Below are 18,143 nucleotides of genomic sequence, written 5' to 3'. Positions count from 1 at the left end.
CGCTACCTTCCCAAATACACTTCGATGACCCTCTCGTTGGACGAGACCTGGTCGATGGTCCCTTCCGCGAGCACCGTGCCTTCGTGCAGGCAGGTGACTTTGACGCCGAGCTCGCGCACGAAGGTCATGTCGTGCTCGACCACCATGACGGTGTGGGTCTTGTTGATTTCCTTCAGCAGCTCGGCGGTGAGATGCGTCTCGACGTCGGTCATTCCCGCGACGGGCTCGTCGACCAGCAGCAGTTTCGGATCCTGCGCCAGCAGCATGCCGATCTCCAGCCATTGCTTCTGGCCGTGGCTGAGGCTGCCGGCGAGACGATTGCGAGCCTCGGTGAGGCGGATCGTCTCCAGCACCTTGTCGATACGCTCGGACTCCGCCTTGCTGCCGCGCCAGAACAGCGTGCCGCGGACCGAATGGTCGACATTGAGCGCCAGCAGGAGGTTGTCCTGCACGGTCTGGCTCTCGAACACGGTCGGCTTCTGGAATTTGCGGCCGATGCCGAGCTCGGCGATGCGGGTCTCGTCGAGCCGCGTCAGGTCGGTGACGCCGTCGAACAGCACGGTGCCTTCATCCGGCTTGGTCTTGCCGGTGATGATGTCCATCATCGTGGTCTTGCCGGCGCCGTTCGGGCCGATGATGGCGCGCATCTCGCCGGGCTCGAGCGTCAGCGATAGATTGTTGATGGCGTGGAAACCGTCGAAGGAGACGTGCACGCCGTCCAGATAGAGCATCGCGGAGGTCGCGCGGGTGTCCATGACGTTCATGACCGCTTACTCCGCCATCTTGGGTTCGGTGACGCCGTCTTCGGCCGCAGCGCTCACGGAGGTCGCGGGGGTGCGTTTTTCCTTCGACTGATACCACCAGGCATTGAAGGTGCCGACGATGCCCTTGGGCAGCAGCAGCGTCACCAGGATGAACAATGCGCCCAGCATGAACAGCCAGTACGGCGCGAGCACGCCCGAGGTGAAGAACGTCTTGGCGTAGTTGACGACGACGGCGCCGAGCGCCGCGCCGACCAGCGTGCCGCGGCCGCCGACCGCGACCCAGATCACCGCCTCGATCGAATTGCCCGGTGCGAATTCGCTCGGATTGATGATGCCGACCTGCGGCACGTAGAGCGCGCCGGCGACGCCGGCCATGCAGGCCGACACCGTGAACACGAACAGCTTGTAGGATTCGACGCGGTAGCCAAGGAAGCGCGTGCGCGATTCCGCGTCGCGCACGGCAATCAAGACCATGCCGAGCTTGGAGGAGACGATGGCGCGGCAGATCAGGAAGCCGATGATCAGCGCCAGGCAGCTCAGCGCGAACAGCGCGGCGCGCGTCCCCTCCGCCTGCACGTTGAAGCCCAGGATATCCTTGAAGTCGGTCAGGCCGTTATTGCCGCCAAAACCAAAGTCGTTGCGGAAGAAGGCGAGCAGCAGCGCGTAGGTCATCGCCTGCGTGATGATCGACAGATAAACGCCGGTGACACGGGAGCGGAAGGCGAGCCAGCCGAAGCAGAAGGCGAGCAAGCCGGGCACGACCAGCACCATCAGCGCGGCGAACCAGAACATGTCGAAGCCGTACCAGTACCAGGGCAGCTTCTCCCAGTTCAGGAACACCATGAAATCCGGCAGGATCGGATTGCCGTAGACGCCGCGGGTGCCGATCTGCCGCATCAGGTACATGCCCATGGCGTAGCCGCCGAGCGCGAAGAAGGCGCCGTGGCCGAGCGAGAGGATGCCGCAATAGCCCCAGATCAGGTCGATCGACAGCGCCAGGATGGCGTAGCAGACATACTTGCCCCAGAGCGCGACGAGATAGGTCGGCACCTGCAGGAACGAGCCCGCGGGCAGCAGCAGGTTGGAGAGCGGGATGAGGATGCCGCAGGCGGCGACGATTGCGAGAAAGATCGCCGCGCTGCGGTCCAGCGATCGCGTCAGCATGTGAGGGGTCATGCTTCCACCGCACGGCCCTTGAGCGCGAACAGGCCGCGCGGCCGCTTTTGAATGAACAGGATGATGAGAACCAGGATCGCGATCTTGCCGAGCACGGCACCGGCGACCGGCTCCAGGAACTTGTTGGCGATGCCGAGCGTGAAGGCGCCGACCAGCGTGCCCCAGAGATTGCCGACCCCGCCGAACACCACGACCATGAAGCTGTCGATGATGTAGCTCTGGCCGAGATTGGGGCTGACATTGTCGATCTGCGACAGCGCCACGCCGGCGATGCCGGCAATGCCCGAACCGAGGCCGAAGGTCAGCGCGTCGACGCGCGAGGTGGCGATGCCCATGGAAGCCGCCATGCGGCGGTTCTGCGTCACCGCGCGCATTTCGAGGCCCAGCGCGGTGTAGCGCAGCATCGCGAGCAGGATCGCGAACACGGCGAGCGTGAAGAGAAGGATCCAGAGCCGGTTATAGGTGATGGTGATCTGGCCGAGCTCGAACGCGCCGCTCATCCAGGAGGGGTTGCCGACCTCGCGGTTGGTCGGGCCGAACATGGTGCGCACCGCCTGCTGCAGCACCAGCGAGAGGCCCCAGGTCGCGAGCAGCGTCTCGAGCGGGCGGCCGTAGAGGAAGCGGATGATGCTGCGCTCGATCAGCACCCCGATCGCGCCGGCGACGAGGAAGGCAAGCGGCACGGCGATCAAGAGCGAATAGTCGAACAGGCCGGGATAGCGGGTGCGGATCACCTCCTGCACCACGAAGGTGGTGTAGGCTCCGATCATCACCATCTCGCCGTGCGCCATGTTGATGACGCCCATCACGCCGAATGTGATGGCGAGCCCGATCGCGGCGAGCAGCAGCACCGAGCCGAGCGAGAGGCCGTACCAGGCATTCTGCACCATCGACCAGACCGCGAGCGAATTCTGGATCGAGCCGATCGCGCTCGCGGCGGCCTTGGTGACCGAGGCCGGCTGGTCGCCCATGCCGGTGAGCAGCGCCAGCGCATCCTGGTCGCCCCGCGCCTTGAGGGTCGCGACCGCTTCGAGCTTCTCGACCTCGGTGGCGTCGGACTTGAACAGTAGGATCGCGGCGCGGGCCTCAGCGAGCGCCACCTTGACGGATTTGTTGGCTTCCTTGGCAAGCGCGGCATCGACCGCCTCGAGCGCGGTCTCCTCGTGCGACTTGAAGACGGACTGCGCGGCCTGCAGGCGCGTGCCGACGTCCGGAGACTGCAGCGTCAGGCTGCCGAGCGCGGCATCGACGCTGCGGCGCAGGCGGTTGTTGAGGCGAACCGCGCTCGCACTGTCGGGAACGCTGGCAACGGCCTCGCCGGTCGCAGCGTCGATCGACTTGCCGTCTCCATCAGTGACGTACACCTTCTTGCTGTCGGGATCGGCCATGAGGCGACCGTCCTGAAGCGCATTGATGATCGGAAAAGCCAGCTTGCTGCCGCTGCCCGCGATCACACCGATCGCCTCTTCCGTGTCGGAAAAATCATCGTTGGCGAATTTGGCGACCGCATCCTCGAAAGGACCGGCGAAGGCCGGCAGCGCGAACGCAATCAGAAACAACGAGAGTGCAAGCGAACAGAGACGAGCAGACAAATGGGCTGGCACTGTGAATGACCCCGGCAGAAATGAGTGGAGAAGGCGGCGGGATCGCCGCCCTCTCCGGTCTTGCAATGGAGCGTCAGATCGGGATCAGGAGCCCGAGCCGAGGCACTTGTTGGACTTGGTGTTGAAGTTGCCGCACTTCTTGCCGACCCAGTCGCCGATCAGGTCCTTGGAGCCGTCGAGCTCCTTCGACCAGGCGTCGCCGGGGACGAGGCTCGGGGTCTTCCAGACCACGTCGAACTGGCCGTTGCCCTTGATCTCGCCGATGAACACCGGCTTGGTGATATGGTGGTTCGGGAGCATCTTGGAGGTGCCGCCGGTCAGGTTCTTGGCTTCGATGCCCGGGAGAGCGTCGATGACCTTGTCGGGATCGGTCGACTTCACCTTCTCGACCGCCTTGACCCACATGTCGAAGCCGATCACGTGCGCTTCCATCGGATCGTTGGTCACGCGCTTCGGATTCTTGGTGTAGGCCTGCCACGCCTTGATGAACTTCTCGTTCTCCGGCGACTTGATCGACTGGAAGTAGTTCCAGGCGGCGAGGTGGCCGACCAGCGGCTTGGTGTCGATGCCGGCGAGCTCTTCCTCACCCACCGAGAACGCCACCACCGGGATGTCCTTGGCCTTGATGCCCTGGTTGCCGAGCTCCTTGTAGAAGGGAACGTTGGCGTCGCCGTTGATGGTCGAGACCACCGCGGTCTTCTTGCCGGCCGAGCCGAACTTCTTGATGTCTGCCACGATCGTCTGCCAGTCGGAATGACCGAACGGCGTGTAGTTGATCATGATGTCTTCCTGGGCGACGCCCTTGGACTTCAGATAGGCCTCGAGGATCTTGTTGGTGGTGCGCGGATAGACGTAGTCGGTGCCCGCGAGCACCCAGCGCTTCACCTTCTCGTCCTTCATGAGGTAGTCGACGGCAGGGATCGCCTGCTGGTTCGGCGCAGCCCCCGTGTAGAACACGTTACGCTCGCTCTCCTCACCCTCGTATTGCACGGGGTAGAACAGGATGCTGTTGAGCTCCTTGAACACCGGGAGCACCGACTTACGCGACACCGAGGTCCAGCAGCCGAACACGACCGAGACCTTGTTCTTGGTGATCAGCTCGCGCGCCTTTTCGGCGAACAGCGGCCAGTTCGATGCGGGATCGACGACGACGGCTTCCAGCTTCTTGCCGAGCACGCCGCCCTTCTTGTTCTGTTCGTCGATCAGGAAGAGGATGGTGTCTTTCAGCGTGGTTTCGCTGATTGCCATGGTGCCGGACAGGGAGTGGAGTACACCCACCTTGATGGTGTCGTCGGCGGCCTTTGCGCCAGTCAATGAAGCCAGACCGAGCATCAGTCCGGCGGTCGCAGCGAGCACGCCGCGGCGGCTAAATGACGCCGCTATATCGTGAGTGGATTTGTTAAACATGAGTGCCTCATCTCCCTGACGCAGACGTGAAAAACGCTGCGAAACGGCCCCACGGCCGCCTGCGGTTAATGGAATCGCAAGAACCATGCCATGGGCTGGGCACCCATCAACTGATTGAATTTGCAAAGCTAATTGGCAGAAATCGAAGTTTCTCCGCAGTCTTGCAGCCTAAATCATAGGCAACATAAATGTATGCGAAAGCGGCAGTCAGACTACTTTCTAAGCAAATCGCCAATGTTGGCTAAATTTCTGGCAGCAGTATTTTTGCACCGCACCCGCTGTTTCGGAGGCAAGTGCCTTGAAAGCGCCCCCTCGATGTTCCATATGAGCGTCCGAGACCTCTTGCGAATCAAGGGGTCGTAGCGAGCCGCGTGTTCTTAAGCCCTCTACGGGCCTCTGGCTTGCCCCATATCATCCAAGCCATCCGACACCCCAAACACGCAGGTGTCTTCTCGACACCCTTTTGCGCGCGCCGCGCTGATGCGCCGGGCGTTCGCTTTTGACATGGAAAGAACCCCTCTTTTGACTTCGTTTCAGGACTTCGGCCTCGCCGAACCCATCGCGCGCGCTCTTCGTGAAGAGAATTACGTCACCCCAACCCCGATCCAGGCCCAAACCATCCCGCTGGCACTGACCGGCCGCGACGTCGTCGGCATTGCCCAGACCGGTACAGGCAAGACCGCGTCCTTCGCGCTGCCGATCCTGCATCGTCTGCTTGAGAACCGCATCAAGCCGCAGCCCAAGACCGCCCGCGTGCTGGTGCTGTCGCCGACCCGCGAGCTGTCCGGCCAGATCCTTGACAGCTTCAACGCCTACGGCCGCCACATCCGCCTGTCCTCGACGCTCGCGATCGGCGGCGTGCCGATGGGCCGCCAGGTCCGTGCGCTGATGCAGGGCGTCGACGTGCTGGTCGCCACCCCCGGCCGCCTGCTCGACCTCGTGCAGAGCAACGGCTTGAAGCTTTCAAACGTCGAGTTCCTCGTGCTCGACGAAGCCGATCGCATGCTCGACATGGGCTTCATCAACGACATCCGCAAAATCGTCGCCAAGCTGCCGATCAAGCGGCAGACGCTGTTCTTCTCGGCCACCATGCCGAAGGACATCGCCGAACTCGCCGATTCCATGTTGCGCGACCCCGCCCGTGTCGCGGTAACCCCGGTGTCCTCGACCGCCGAGCGGATCAACCAGCGCATCCTGCAGGTCGACTTCGCGGCCAAGCCCGCCTTCCTGACCAAGCTGCTGCAGGACGAGGCGATCAACCGCGCGCTGGTCTTCACCCGCACCAAGCACGGCGCCGACAAGGTGGTGAAGACGCTGGCCAAGGCCGGCATCGCCGCCAACGCCATCCACGGCAACAAGTCGCAGAATCATCGCGAGCGCACGCTCGCCCAGTTCCGCTCGGGCGAGATCCGCACCCTGGTCGCCACCGACATCGCCGCCCGCGGCATCGACGTCGACGGCATCAGCCACGTCATCAATTTCGACCTGCCGAACGTGCCGGAGACCTACGTCCACCGCATCGGCCGCACCGCGCGCGCCGGAGCCGACGGCACCGCAATCTCGCTGGTCGCGGGCGGCGAGGAGCTCGGCTATCTGCGCGACATCGAGCGGCTGATTCGCGTCGCCCTGCCGCGGGAGGACCACCGCACCGACGCCGGCCGCCGCGATCCCGGTCCCGGCCCGTCGCAGCAACGACAGGGCCGGCCGGGCGGTCGTCCGGGCCAGCGCCCGCAAGGCGCACGGCACGGTGACGGACGTCGCGCCGACGAACGGCATGCCGACGGGCGCCACCATAGTGCGGGCAAGCAAGGCGACGGCAGGCACGGTGAGGGACGCCACGCCGAGGCAAGGCATGCCGACGGACGGCCCGGCAGTGGCCCGAATGCCTCCAAGGGTTCTCGCCGCCGCCGCTCCGGTGGTAAGATGCATTCAGCGCCTGTCGACCGTCCGGAACAGCGTTCCGCGCATAGCGCCGGGACCCCTGATGGGATACAAGGCGTTGCCTTTTTGCGCCGCCAGAGTCGGCCAAACAGCCAACCGAACCGCAAACCCTATTCGCACTAGCCGTCCACGACCTGGAGATATCAATGGCTAAGGAAGAGCTGATCCAGTTCGAAGGACTGGTCACCGAAATCCTCCCCGATGCCCGCTACCGCGTGCAGCTCGACGCCGGACACGAGATCGTTGCCTATACCGCCGGCAAGATGAAGAAGAACCGCATCAAGACGCTCGCGGGCGACCGTGTGACGGTGGAGATGTCGCCCTATGACCTCGAGAAGGGCCGGCTGATTTTCCGCCACAAGGACGAACGTCCCAGCACGCCGGGCGGACCGCCCCGTCCCGGACAGCGCGGCGGCCAATTCCGCCGCCGCTAGTCGGCTGCGGCGCGGGTTCGAATTCCGATCTGTAGATTGATCCGCCGTTGACATCACGGCGGATCAAAAAATCGTGCGTGTCCGGATTGTTTCGAACCGTTGCTTCCGATAAAATGAATTAATCGATTTTCGGCCGGACGACATTGGCATCCACCGGTACAGCCGGTTCAGACACGCTGACGACCCTTCCAGAAATTCGATCTAACCCTGCCCGCGCGAGCGGGCTCCGACATAGTGTTATCTGAGAGGGACTACCCCCGTGAGCATGGGAACCGTGAAGTGGTTTAACGCAACCAAGGGCTATGGCTTCATTCAGCCCGACGATGGCGGCCAGGACGTGTTCGTTCACATCAGCGCCGTGGAGCGCGCCGGCCTCGGCTCGCTCCGCGAGGGCCAGAAGATCTCCTATGAGATCGTGGCCGACCGCCGTTCCGGCAAGTCGGCGGCGGACAACCTGCGCGCTGCGAGCTGAGCCCGCCGGGCGCCGGCCCGATCAGCGAGCCAAAGCAAAAAGGCCGTGCGAGACGCACGGCCTTTTTTTCATGTCACCGACGGCTGACGAATCTCAACACGTCGATGGCACGTTGTTGTAGGGCACGCAGGTGACCTGACGCGGCCGCGTGTAGGAGAGATCGCTCAGGGTTACGCTCGACTTCAACACGTAGCCGATAGTCGGCGTGTAAGTGTAGTTGGCTTCGCTCAGGATGAGATAGCTCGACGGAATCAAGAGTGCCGGGGGAATCATCGTCGTGACCGTGTCGCCGGCGTTCCGAGCCGAGGTCGCAAGCGTGGCTTGCGTCGCGCCGCTCGCAATCGTGCCGGCCCTGCTCCACTGGACCTTGGCGATGCTGTTGGCGTCGATGTAGATCTGGGAGATCGTGCCCTTCACGAGCGCAGCGTCGTAAGGCATGACGACGGAGATGCTTGCCGTGAACGTATCCTTCATGCCGGCATCGTTGAGCGTCGTCGACTGCGAGGTCAAATCGGATAATGTCCGCGCGATCAACGTGATTTTGCGGTCGATCGCCACGGCGGACGAAAATTCGACGGTGCCGAAGAACATCACCAGCATCAGCGGGACGATGATCGCGAATTCGGTCGCCGCCAGCGCGCGCTTGTCGGCGACGAAGCCGCGCACGGAGCCGCGTGCATTCCTCCAGATGTTCGCAATCGCCCGCATCGGTCCGCCCAGATCCATCTGCCTCAGAAGGGTTCGTTCTTGAAAGCCACCGTCGCCACCATCAGCCGCTTGTTGCTGCATCCCGCGTTGTAGCCGAGGCCCGTGACGATGAGCGGCCATTGATAGAACAGGCGCACCACGACGACCTGGCCGGAGGTTCCGGCACTGTACTGCATCCCGGAGGGATTGAAGGTGCAGGAATTGCCGAAATTGGTGAGGCTGAGCGTCCCGAACGAGCTGGTGCTGACGACGTCGACGTACAGCTTGCTGCAATCGAACAGCGCCGGAATCTTGCTGCAGACGAAGGTCTTGAACGTCGTCTGATCGCATGCAGCGACGGTGTTGGGCGCGGACTGGCAGGCCGCCACCGAGCCGCCCTGTGCCTGAGCCTGGCCGGTTAGAATCGCACGCGCGGAGTCCTGCGCGATGGTCTCGAGCACCTGGCTGGAGAAGAACATGAGAGCCGTCTCGAGGATCGCGAACAGCAGCGCGAAGAACATCGGTGCGACCAGCGCAAATTCGACGGCTGCGGAGCCGCGGCGGTTGCCGCGAAACCGGAGCAGCGCTTTCCGGAGCGTGAACCTCGTAGGTGCAGGCGATGGCATCTCGTCAAATTCCCCAGCGACTGGCGATCATCTGCCCGTTCAATAGCGGAAACTGATTGTCTAAGTGTTTCAGACGATCCGCTTCCGGCGGTCCGCGCCGTTAACACCGTGTTAACCAGGCGCGCCCGCAAGCGGGAGGAAGCACGGCATGCAACGAGGTGCCGCCCTCGAATAGAGCGGCTTGGCAGGATCGAGGCCCGCCGGTCGGCTAGTTTGGCTTGGCAGCCGCGCCGGCACCCGCACCTCCGCTGGCGCTGCTGCTCAGCGTACCGGCCTGGCTCATCGCGTTGTTGAAATAGGTGTCGCTGTCGCCGAGCGTCACGCGGCGCTGGCAAAGCGGCACGCAGCTGTAGGACTCCCGCTCGACCCCGCGATAGACGGTGACGAGCCGGTCGCTCGGACCTTCGACCTGGATCTGGCGGTCCACCAGAATCTCGCCGCCGCGGTCGAGCGCGATGAAGTTGGTGGCCCCGTAGCCCTTTCCGGTCACGACGATCATGCCGCCGGGCTGGAGCGTGACGTCGGCGATCAGGGGATTGCCGACCACGATGGTCGCCACCTTGCCGGGCAGCCGCACCAGCTTGGCCTGGTCGACATTGACGGCGATGGTATCGGCGGCAGGCTCGGCGAGGCCGGCGGCCGGCGAGGCCAGCACCGCAGCGGCAACCAGTACACAGACGCGCACATGACGGCGCAGCATTTCTTTACGCATACTCTTACCCCCGGGACGTCACAGACCGGCAGAAGCGACCGAATACAGCGGAGCCGGTGCCCGACCCGGCTAACCTGCCTTTAATTCGTGAACGTTCCGCAAACTCGCCGAGTATTGTTTGAACGGACGGACATTTGCGGGCTCGCCCCTAAAGCGCGATGAGTTTTGGATGAATCGTCATCGCGATTTAGGTTGTTGTTTACGCATGATCTTTCCGGAAAACCGCTTCGCACTTTTCCGGATCATGCTTTAGTGCCGGAACGGATAGGCGAGCTGGCCCCCGATCTCCTTGGGCATGGCCGCTTCGTCCTTGCCGTAATCCTGCGGCAGCCTGCCCTCCGGCATGCGGAAGGTGCCGAACAGCACGTCCCAGATCGGGAACGTTCCGGCGAAATTGGTGTCGCCGCCCTCTTCGAGCGAGGTGTGGTGCCAGCGATGGAAGACCGGCGTCGCCAGGACGTATTTGAACGGTCCGAAAGTCCAGTTCAGGTTGGCGTGCACGAAGGCCGAGTGGAAGGTGGTGAAGGGGCCGACCCAGACCATGACGTTCGGGGAGATGCCTGCCATCAGCAGCACGACGTCGACGCTGATCGTCCCGAGCAAGAGATTGACCGGATGGAAGCGCGCCGCGGAGATCCAGCCGATCTCCTCCGACGAATGATGGATGGCGTGATATTTCCAGAAGCCGCCGTCGTGGAAAAGCCGGTGCAGCCAGTACAGCATGAAATCGGACAGCACCAGGAACAGCAGGGCCTGCAGCCACAGCGGCAGCTGCGCCAGCGGACCGTGGCCATTGTCGTAAAAGGCGATGAGCTCGTCGGCGTCGTGGATGTTGAAGACGACGCTGGCGCCGACGACCAGCAGCCCGATCCGCATGGTGCGGGCGAACACCGGAACGAAGAACCAGTAGCAGATGTCGGTGACGATCTCCCGCTTGCGCCACCACGGCGCGCCGGGATTGCAGGCCCAGAAATGCTCCAGCACGGTGAAGACCGCCGCGAGCACCAAGGTGACCGGGATCACCTTGACGATGGTCTCGCCGAGCATCAAGGCAACTTGCATGGGCAGGCTCGACATCGTCGCCTCTCTCCGCGAATTCCGCTGTAGCTTAAGGCCTACTCCGCGAAATTTAAGGGAGGGTGAAGCGCGCGTCGCGTTGTCGGCGCATCCGGAACAGAAGCGAATTTGCAGGTGCCGTCTTAAGGTGAAATTCACTCTGGGCAAAAGCATCGCGCCGGACGTGGGATTACCCGATCGAATTAACTCTCCCGAAAGAGCTCGGCTCTCATGGTCGTCGCGTCAACGACAGCGCCGAACGAGGCGGTCCCCACCCAGACGGAGTTTTGTTCATGAAGAACTTGATTGCGCGTTTCGCGAAGGATGAATCCGGCGCCACCGCCATCGAATACGGCCTGATCGCCGCCGGCATCGCGCTGGCCATCATCACCGTCGTCAACAATCTCGGCACCACGCTGAACGCCAAGTTCAGCTCGATCAGCACCTCGCTGAAGTAAGCGGGTCCACGAACGACGGCAAAAGCCCCGGACCTCCGGGGCGTTTGTTTTTCTGAAGACGGCGAGTTCCAGTGGCGTTGCACGAGTTCAGAACCGATGCCGCAGTCGCGGCGCACGAGGCGGAAGCGGCGCAGGCCGGCTCGCCGGTCTATTGGATCTGCCTTGCGCTGCTGGTTGCGACGGTCGCGCTCGCCGCACGTATTGCCAGCTTCTGGTGAAAGCGCGTTCGTCGGCCGAGGCCCGGGCGCGCCCGTGCCGCCGTTGTCGGTTTGTTTAGCATCGCGCGCTAGCATCGCCCGAAGCAGCTCCCGCGACAAACCCAGGCCTCAAGACGCAGCCCATGATTCTCGACCTTGCGCGCCTTCTGCTCTTCCCGGCCCTGATGGCGTTCGCCGCCGCGAGCGATCTCTTCACGATGACGATCTCGAACCGCGTATCGCTGGCGCTGGTGGCGGGCTTCTTCGCGCTCGCCCTCGCCGGGGGCATGGCACCTTACGAGATGCTGAGTCATGTCGGCGCCGGTGCGCTCGTTCTGGTCGTGGCCTTCACCTGCTTCGCCATGGGCTGGGTGGGCGGCGGCGACGCCAAGGTCGCGGCCTCCGTCGCGCTCTGGTTCGGCTTCCCCCATCTGATGAACTTCCTGCTCTACGCCTCGCTGTTCGGCGGCGCGCTGACGCTGCTCCTGCTGCAGTTCCGGCAGTGGCCGCTGCCTTACGGGCTGGCAGGACAGGCCTGGCTCGCACGGCTGCACGCCAAGGAGACCGGCATTCCCTACGGCATCGCGCTCGCGCTGAGCGCGCTGATGGTCTACCCGGAGACCGAATGGGTGAAGGCGATCGACCTCGCTCGCCTCGCGCTGCGCTGAACGCTCCGGGTAAACCCGGCGTTAAGGCGATTTAGATACGCCTCATTAACCATGCTTTGACGAATAGCTGGTCAACTGCCGATCACGGCGGCGGCAGCGTCGCGGCGTATTGTTGGAAAGTTGAAGCGTATGAATAGGGCACGCATTGTCGTCCTGACGGTCGCCATCTGCGCCGGCGGCGTCGCCGCGTACCTGGCGAGCGGCTCCGACAATTCTGCGCCGCCTCCGGTTCCGGTCGCGCAGCTTCCGACCGTCGACGTCCTCGTGGCCAAGAACGACATCGGCCTCGGTCAGACCGTGAAGCCCGAAGACGTGCAATGGCAGACCTGGCCGACCGCGACCGCCAGCGCCACCTTCATCCGACGCAACGAGCGCCCCGACGGTGCGACCCAGGTGACCGGCTCGATCGCGCGCGCGCCCTTCATCCAGGGTGAGCCGATCCGCGACCAGAAGCTGGTCAAGGCCGAAGGTTCCGGCTTCATGGCGGCAATCCTGCCCACCGGCATGCGGGCGATCTCGACCGAGATCTCGCCGGAGACCGGCGCGGGCGGCTTCATCCTGCCCAACGACCGCGTCGACGTCCTGCTCACCCGCCGGCTGAAGAACCCGGATCAGAGCAGCGGCGCTCCCGACATCGTCACCTCCGAGATCATCCTGGCCAATATCCGGGTCTTGGCCATCGACCAGGCACCCAAGGAGAAGGACGGGCAGAACGCGGTGATCGGCAAGACCGTTACCCTCGAGCTCAATCCCGCGCAGACCGCAACGCTCTCCGCGGCGCGTCAGAGCGGCACGCTGTCGCTGGCGCTGCGCAGCATCGTCGACGTCAAGATGAGCGAGATCACGCTCGATGACTCCGCGCAGAAGCGCGAGGGTGTCTCGATCATTCGCTACGGCATTCCAAGTCAGACGGCTAAGGCACGATGAAGACAGTCGACATCAAATACAGGGCAGATTCGGCGACGATGCGGACCTCACTGGTCCGCGCCCTGTCGTTTTCGGCCGCCCTCACGCTGGCGCTCAGCCCGACGATCGCCCCGGCGGTCGCCGCCGATTACCGCCCCGTGCCGCAGGCCGCGGCGGACGGCCAGATCAACGCGCGTTTCCTATCGCTCGGCATCGGCAAGTCGGTCGTGATCGACCTGCCGCGCGACATCAAGGACGTGCTGGTCGCCGATCCCAAGATCGCCAATGCGGTGGTCCGCTCCGCACAGCGCGCCTATATCATCGGCGCCGCGGTCGGCCAGACCAATATCGTGTTCTTCGATTCCGCCGGGCAGCAGATTGCGGCCTACGACATCGCGGTCAAGCGCGACCTCAACGGCGTGCGGGCTGCGCTGAAGCAGGTTCTGCCCAATTCGGACATCCAGATCGACGGCCTGGGCGACGGTATCGTCCTGTCCGGCACGGCCGCCAACCCTATGGAGGCGCAGCAGGCCAACGAGCTCGCTGCGCGCCTGGCCGGCGGCGTCGACAAGGTGGTGAACTCGATCGTGGTCCGCGGCCGCGACCAAGTCATGCTCAAGGTGACCGTTGCCGAAGTCGCGCGCACGATCGTCAAGCAGCTCGGTATCGACCTCACCGCCAACCTCAACTACGGCACCTCGGTGGTGAGCTTCAGCAACTCCAACCCGTTCACGGCCCTCGGCCGTAATCTGGTGGATGGCAACAATCTCACTGCGAGTTTCGGCGCGACGCCTTCGGTGCAGGCGACCCTGCGTGCGATGGAGAGCGCGGGCGTGATCAGGACGCTTGCCGAGCCGAACCTGACCGCGATCTCCGGAGAGTCCGCCACCTTCCTCGCCGGCGGCGAATTTCCGGTGCCTGCAGGTTATTCGTGCGATCCCGTCACGCGCGTCTGTACCACTCAGATCAGCTTCAAGAAGTTCGGCATCTCACTCAACTTTACGCCTGTGGTCCTGAGCGAAGGCAAGATCAGCTTGCGGGTGATGACCGAGGTCTCCGAACTGTCCAATGAGAATGCGATCACGCTGTCGCAGGCGGTGACCTCGAACACGGTCAACTCGCTGACGGTCCCCTCAATCAAAACACGCCGCGCAGAGACTTCGCTGGAAATTCCGTCCGGCGGCGCGATGGCGATGGCCGGCCTGATCCAGCAGCAGACCAAGCAAGCTGTCAACGGAATGCCGGGGCTGATGCAGCTCCCGATCCTCGGCACGCTGTTCCGCAGCCGCGACTTCGTCAACAATGCAACCGAGTTGGTCGTGATCGTGACGCCCTATGTGGTCCGCGCGGTGGCGCCGAAGGACCTGTCGCGGCCGGATGACGGCTTCGCCCCGCCTGCGGATCCGCAGGCGCAGCTGATCGGTAATATCAATCGGATCTATGGCGTGCCGGGCCGGACCGAACCGGCCAAGAACTACCGCGGCACCTACGGCTTCATTACCGACTGAGGCGGAACGGGGATTTCACGATGATCACGAGACCACCCCAGCTTCGCAAGCGCGCCATCAGCCTCGGTGGCGCGCTCATCGGCCTCGCGCTCGCGGTCGGGGGCTGCCAGCACGACGAAGTCCTCACGGCGTCCATTCCCGACGACTACAAGCAGCGCCATCCGATCGCGGTCGAGGAGCAGAATCGCTCGATCGTCGTCTTCGTGGGTCATGCCCGCGGGGGATTGACCGCTGCCCAGCGCGCTGACGTGATGGGCGTGGCATCGGCGTGGTTGCAAGAAGGCACCGGCGCGATTCGCATCGACGTGCCTTCCAATACGCCCAATGCTCGCCCGGTCGCCGATACGATGCGTGAGATCCAGGCGATGCTGGCGGCGGCAGGCGTTCCGCCGCGCGGCGTCAGCCTTCACCCCTACCAGCCGCAAGACAAGCGCTTCCTCCCCCCGATCCGGCTCACCTATTCCAGGATTGCCGCAGTCGCCGGTCCCTGCGGCCTGTGGCCGGAAGACATCGGACCCTCGATGAAGAACAAGCGCTGGTTCGAGAACAAAGACTATTACAATTACGGCTGCGCTTATCAGCGCAACCTCGCGGCCATGGTCGACAATCCGTCGGATCTTGAGCAGCCGCGGCCCGAAACTCCGTCATACACGCCGCGGCGCATCACCGGGTTCGAGAAGTATCGCAAGGGAACGACGACGGCGACCACCTATCCCGAGGCCGACAGGGCCAAACTCAGCGACACCGGCAAATGATCAGTTACGCGCGCCAGACACACGAAGAGCAGCCGGCAGCAGCTCCTCCGCCGGTCGAGGAGCATATTGCGCCTGCGCCGCGCGTCTCGGTTCAGGCCTTCTGCGAAACCGTGGAGACGGCCGCCGCGGTGCAGTCGGCCGGCGAGGATCGCCGTCTCGGCAAGGCTCACCTGAAGATCCAGATGGGCGGCATGGCGGCCGCGATCGAAGCCTACCGCTCGGCTCCCACGCCGAACGTGATCGTGCTCGAGAGCGACGGCCGCAACGACCTGCTGGGCGGACTCGACCAGCTCGCCACCGTCTGCGATGCCGGGACCCGCGTGGTGGTGATCGGCCGCATCAACGACGTCACGCTCTATCGCGAGCTGGTGCGCCGCGGCGTCAGCGATTACGTGCTCGCGCCGGTTGGCGCGATCGACGTCGTACGCTCGATCTGCAACCTGTTCTCGGCCCCCGAAGCCAAGGCAGTCGGCCGCATCATCGCAGTGGTCGGAGCCAAGGGCGGCGTCGGAGCTTCGACCATCTCGCACAACGTCGCCTGGGCGATCGCGCGCGACCTCGCGATGGACGCCGTCGTCGCCGATCTCGACCTTGCCTTCGGCACCGCCGGCCTCGACTACAACCAGGATCCGCCGCAGGGTATCGCCGACGCGGTGTTCTCGCCCGACCGCGTCGACACCGCCTTCATCGACCGCCTGCTGTCGAAGTGCACCGACCATCTCAGCCTGCTGGCGGCGCCTGCGACGCTCGACCGGGTCTATGATTTCGGCACTGACGCTTTCGATGCCGTATTCGACACGCTACGCTCCACCATGCCCTGCATCGTGCTCGACGTTCCGCATCAATGGTCGGGCTGGACCAAGCGCGCCTTGATCGGGGCGGACGACATCCTGATCGTGGCCGCCCCGGACCTCGCCAATCTGCGCAATACCAAGAACCTGTTCGATCTATTGAAGGCCGCCCGCCCCAACGACCGGCCGCCGCTCTACTGCCTGAACCAGGTCGGCGTGCCGAAACGGCCCGAAATCGCCGCCGCGGAGTTCGCCAAGGCGATCGAGAGCCAACCGGTCGTCTCGATCCCGTTCGAGCCGCAGATCTTCGGCTCGGCGGCCAACAACGGCCAGATGATTGCGGAGATCTCCGCCAACCACAGGTCGATCGAGATGTTCCTGCAGATCGCCCAGCGCCTGACCGGCCGTAGCGAGACCAAGAAGCAAAAGTCGTCCCTGCTTTCACCTCTGATTGAGAAGTTGCGGGGAAGATAAGCCGCCGCATGGAGTTGTTAAGTGTTCGGTAAGCGTAGCGGAACAGACACCGACCTTCGGGCGCCCAAGCCCGGCGCCGTGTCGCTCGAGCCTGCCCCGGCTCAGGCGTCGACGGTGTCGCGCGCTCCGCCTCCGCCGGCCGTCGCCTCGCCGCCGCTTGCGCCCGCCAAGGCTCCGCCGCCTCCGGCCATGGAGAGCCGGCGTTCGGACAATTACTACGAGGTCAAGGCGACCATCTTCGGCGCGCTGATCGAGGCCATCGACCTCGCCCAGCTCGCCAAGCTCGATTCGGAGTCCGCGCGCGAGGAAATCCGCGACATCGTCAACGAGATCATCGCGATCAAGAACATCGTGATGTCGATCGCCGAGCAGGAGGAGCTGCTCGACGACATCTGCAACGACGTGCTCGGTTACGGCCCGCTCGAGCCGCTATTGTCGCGCGACGACATCGCCGACATCATGGTCAATGGCGCCAACACCGTCTACATCGAGGTCGGCGGCAAGATCCAGCGTACCGGCATCCGCTTCCGCGACAACCAGCAGCTTCTCAACATCTGCCAGCGCATCGTCAGCCAGGTCGGCCGGCGCGTCGACGAATCGTCGCCGATCTGCGACGCGCGCCTCGCCGACGGCTCTCGCGTCAACGCCATCGTGCCGCCGCTGTCGATCGACGGCCCCGCGCTCACCATCCGCAAATTCAAGAAAGACAAGCTGACGCTGGATCAGCTCGTCAAGTTCGGCGCGATCACGCCGGAAGGCGCCGAGATCCTTCAGATCATCGGCCGCGTCCGCTGCAACGTGCTGATTTCCGGCGGTACCGGCTCGGGCAAGACCACCCTGCTCAACTGCCTCACCAACTACATCGAGCACGACGAGCGCGTCATCACCTGCGAGGACGCCGCCGAGCTCCAGTTGCAACAGCCTCACGTGGTGCGGCTGGAAACCCGCCCGCCCAACATCGAGGGCGAGGGCCAGGTCACGATGCGCGAACTGGTGCGCAACTGCCTGCGTATGCGTCCCGAACGCATCATCGTCGGCGAGGTCCGCGGACCCGAAGCCTTCGACCTGCTGCAGGCCATGAACACCGGCCATGACGGCTCGATGGGCACGCTGCACGCCAACAACCCGCGCGAGGCGCTGTCGCGCTGCGAATCCATGATCACGATGGGCGGCTTTTCCCTTCCGTCGCGAACAATTCGCGAGATGATCTGCGCCTCGATCGACGTCATAATCCAGGCCGCGCGCCTGCGCGACGGCTCCCGCCGCATCACCCACATCACGGAGGTGATGGGCATGGAAGGCGACACCATCATCACCCAGGACATCTTCCTCTACGACATGGTCGGCGAGGACGCCAACGGCAAGATCATCGGCCGGCACCGCTCAACCGGCATCGGCCGTCCGAAGTTCTGGGAACGCGCCCGTTATTACGGCGAGGAGAAGCGCCTCGCCGCGGCACTCGACGCGGCGGAAGTCGCGCCGAAGACGTGAGCAGATCGGCAGCGCC

19 protein-coding genes are annotated in these 18,143 nt (G+C 64.0%); 11 read left to right on the top strand and 8 right to left on the bottom strand.

The genetic code is table 11. The features are described 5' to 3' along the window. Positions 1-2: 2 nt before the first annotated feature. From urtD to urtA, 4 genes are all read right to left on the bottom strand, one after another. A complete protein-coding gene (urtD, locus tag ACM43_RS22125) occupies positions 3-764 on the bottom strand; it encodes an urea ABC transporter ATP-binding protein UrtD (RefSeq protein ID WP_018646608.1) in 762 nt (253 codons plus the stop codon). 6 nt (positions 765-770) lie between these two features. Further along, positions 771-1,940: an urea ABC transporter permease subunit UrtC gene (urtC, locus tag ACM43_RS22120; protein WP_271542842.1), complete on the bottom strand. Its 1,170-nt coding sequence runs from the start codon at positions 1,938-1,940 to the stop codon at positions 771-773. Further along, on the bottom strand, positions 1,937-3,544 hold the full coding sequence (urtB, locus tag ACM43_RS22115; RefSeq protein WP_271542841.1) for an urea ABC transporter permease subunit UrtB: 1,608 nt from the start codon (positions 3,542-3,544) through the stop codon (positions 1,937-1,939). Before urtB ends, urtC begins: the two co-directional genes overlap by 4 nt. Before the next feature lie 84 nt (positions 3,545-3,628). Next, complete coding sequence (urtA, locus tag ACM43_RS22110) at positions 3,629-4,951, bottom strand: urea ABC transporter substrate-binding protein (protein ID WP_035998103.1); 1,323 nt, start codon at positions 4,949-4,951, stop codon at positions 3,629-3,631. A gap of 480 nt (positions 4,952-5,431) precedes the next feature. Here urtA and ACM43_RS22105 point away from each other — a divergent pair, with 480 nt between their 5' ends. The 3 genes from ACM43_RS22105 (at position 5,432) to ACM43_RS22095 (ending at position 7,798) form a co-directional block, all read left to right on the top strand. Next, positions 5,432-7,015 carry a DEAD/DEAH box helicase gene (locus ACM43_RS22105; RefSeq protein WP_271542840.1) on the top strand — a complete coding sequence of 528 codons (1,584 nt, stop codon included), beginning with the start codon at positions 5,432-5,434 and terminating at the stop codon, positions 7,013-7,015. Between the two features lie 23 nt (positions 7,016-7,038). After that, positions 7,039-7,326, top strand: coding sequence for a translation initiation factor IF-1 (infA, locus tag ACM43_RS22100; protein ID WP_035998101.1), 288 nt, complete (start codon positions 7,039-7,041; stop codon positions 7,324-7,326). Between the two features lie 259 nt (positions 7,327-7,585). After that, positions 7,586-7,798, top strand: a complete 213-nt coding sequence (locus ACM43_RS22095) for a cold-shock protein (protein ID WP_027573722.1) — start codon at positions 7,586-7,588, stop codon at positions 7,796-7,798. A gap of 93 nt (positions 7,799-7,891) precedes the next feature. Here the strand turns inward: ACM43_RS22095 and ACM43_RS22090 are convergent, their stop codons facing one another. The 4 genes from ACM43_RS22090 to ACM43_RS22075 all read right to left on the bottom strand — a co-directional run bounded on the left by ACM43_RS22090 (position 7,892) and on the right by ACM43_RS22075 (position 10,900). After that, complete coding sequence (locus ACM43_RS22090) at positions 7,892-8,506, bottom strand: TadE/TadG family type IV pilus assembly protein (protein ID WP_036036873.1); 615 nt, start codon at positions 8,504-8,506, stop codon at positions 7,892-7,894. Between the two features lie 23 nt (positions 8,507-8,529). Further along, a complete protein-coding gene (locus tag ACM43_RS22085; protein ID WP_035998094.1) occupies positions 8,530-9,111 on the bottom strand; it encodes a TadE/TadG family type IV pilus assembly protein in 582 nt (193 codons plus the stop codon). 208 nt (positions 9,112-9,319) lie between these two features. Next, positions 9,320-9,823, bottom strand: coding sequence for a pilus assembly protein N-terminal domain-containing protein (locus ACM43_RS22080; RefSeq protein WP_036036842.1), 504 nt, complete (start codon positions 9,821-9,823; stop codon positions 9,320-9,322). Positions 9,824-10,072: 249 nt separating this feature from the next. After that, positions 10,073-10,900 (bottom strand): sterol desaturase family protein, encoded by an 828-nt coding sequence (locus ACM43_RS22075; protein ID WP_271542839.1) that lies wholly within the window; start codon positions 10,898-10,900, stop codon positions 10,073-10,075. Positions 10,901-11,172: 272 nt separating this feature from the next. Between ACM43_RS22075 and ACM43_RS22070 the strand changes: the two genes are divergently transcribed. The 8 genes from ACM43_RS22070 (at position 11,173) to ACM43_RS22035 (ending at position 18,127) form a co-directional block, all read left to right on the top strand. Further along, positions 11,173-11,337, top strand: coding sequence for a Flp family type IVb pilin (locus ACM43_RS22070; protein ID WP_025033956.1), 165 nt, complete (start codon positions 11,173-11,175; stop codon positions 11,335-11,337). Positions 11,338-11,414: 77 nt separating this feature from the next. Further along, on the top strand, positions 11,415-11,555 hold the full coding sequence (locus tag ACM43_RS22065) for a hypothetical protein (protein ID WP_193760509.1): 141 nt from the start codon (positions 11,415-11,417) through the stop codon (positions 11,553-11,555). Positions 11,556-11,677: 122 nt separating this feature from the next. Continuing rightward, entirely contained in the window at positions 11,678-12,202 is a 525-nt protein-coding gene (locus ACM43_RS22060) for an A24 family peptidase (RefSeq protein ID WP_271542838.1), read from the top strand. A gap of 129 nt (positions 12,203-12,331) precedes the next feature. After that, positions 12,332-13,129: a Flp pilus assembly protein CpaB gene (cpaB, locus tag ACM43_RS22055; RefSeq protein WP_193760478.1), complete on the top strand. Its 798-nt coding sequence runs from the start codon at positions 12,332-12,334 to the stop codon at positions 13,127-13,129. Then, complete coding sequence (locus ACM43_RS22050; RefSeq protein ID WP_271542837.1) at positions 13,126-14,616, top strand: type II and III secretion system protein family protein; 1,491 nt, start codon at positions 13,126-13,128, stop codon at positions 14,614-14,616. Before cpaB ends, ACM43_RS22050 begins: the two co-directional genes overlap by 4 nt. 20 nt (positions 14,617-14,636) lie before the next feature. Further along, a complete protein-coding gene (locus tag ACM43_RS22045; RefSeq protein WP_035998073.1) occupies positions 14,637-15,371 on the top strand; it encodes a CpaD family pilus assembly protein in 735 nt (244 codons plus the stop codon). Continuing rightward, positions 15,368-16,636 (top strand): AAA family ATPase, encoded by a 1,269-nt coding sequence (locus ACM43_RS22040; protein WP_036036832.1) that lies wholly within the window; start codon positions 15,368-15,370, stop codon positions 16,634-16,636. Before ACM43_RS22045 ends, ACM43_RS22040 begins: the two co-directional genes overlap by 4 nt. Before the next feature lie 21 nt (positions 16,637-16,657). Beyond that, positions 16,658-18,127: a CpaF family protein gene (locus ACM43_RS22035; RefSeq protein WP_128264290.1), complete on the top strand. Its 1,470-nt coding sequence runs from the start codon at positions 16,658-16,660 to the stop codon at positions 18,125-18,127. Positions 18,128-18,143: the final 16 nt, after the last annotated feature.

Source organism: Bradyrhizobium sp. CCBAU 45321, assembly GCF_028128975.1.
Classification (GTDB): Bacteria; Pseudomonadota; Alphaproteobacteria; order Rhizobiales; family Xanthobacteraceae; genus Bradyrhizobium; species Bradyrhizobium yuanmingense.
This window is presented reverse-complemented; position numbering and strand designations above follow the sequence as displayed.

Coding starts and splice junctions, on each gene's coding strand:
- urtD (WP_018646608.1), bottom strand. CDS start 764: ATGAACGTCATGGACACCCGCGCGACCTCCGCGATGCTCTATCTGGAC.
- urtC (WP_271542842.1), bottom strand. CDS start 1,940: ATGACCCCTCACATGCTGACGCGATCGCTGGACCGCAGCGCGGCGATC.
- urtA (WP_035998103.1), bottom strand. CDS start 4,951: ATGTTTAACAAATCCACTCACGATATAGCGGCGTCATTTAGCCGCCGC.
- ACM43_RS22105 (WP_271542840.1), top strand. CDS start 5,432: ATGCGCCGGGCGTTCGCTTTTGACATGGAAAGAACCCCTCTTTTGACT.
- infA (WP_035998101.1), top strand. CDS start 7,039: ATGGCTAAGGAAGAGCTGATCCAGTTCGAAGGACTGGTCACCGAAATC.
- ACM43_RS22090 (WP_036036873.1), bottom strand. CDS start 8,506: ATGCGGGCGATTGCGAACATCTGGAGGAATGCACGCGGCTCCGTGCGC.
- ACM43_RS22085 (WP_035998094.1), bottom strand. CDS start 9,111: ATGCCATCGCCTGCACCTACGAGGTTCACGCTCCGGAAAGCGCTGCTC.
- ACM43_RS22080 (WP_036036842.1), bottom strand. CDS start 9,823: ATGCGTAAAGAAATGCTGCGCCGTCATGTGCGCGTCTGTGTACTGGTT.
- ACM43_RS22075 (WP_271542839.1), bottom strand. CDS start 10,900: ATGTCGAGCCTGCCCATGCAAGTTGCCTTGATGCTCGGCGAGACCATC.
- ACM43_RS22070 (WP_025033956.1), top strand. CDS start 11,173: ATGAAGAACTTGATTGCGCGTTTCGCGAAGGATGAATCCGGCGCCACC.
- ACM43_RS22060 (WP_271542838.1), top strand. CDS start 11,678: ATGATTCTCGACCTTGCGCGCCTTCTGCTCTTCCCGGCCCTGATGGCG.
- cpaB (WP_193760478.1), top strand. CDS start 12,332: ATGAATAGGGCACGCATTGTCGTCCTGACGGTCGCCATCTGCGCCGGC.
- ACM43_RS22050 (WP_271542837.1), top strand. CDS start 13,126: ATGAAGACAGTCGACATCAAATACAGGGCAGATTCGGCGACGATGCGG.
- ACM43_RS22045 (WP_035998073.1), top strand. CDS start 14,637: ATGATCACGAGACCACCCCAGCTTCGCAAGCGCGCCATCAGCCTCGGT.
- ACM43_RS22040 (WP_036036832.1), top strand. CDS start 15,368: ATGATCAGTTACGCGCGCCAGACACACGAAGAGCAGCCGGCAGCAGCT.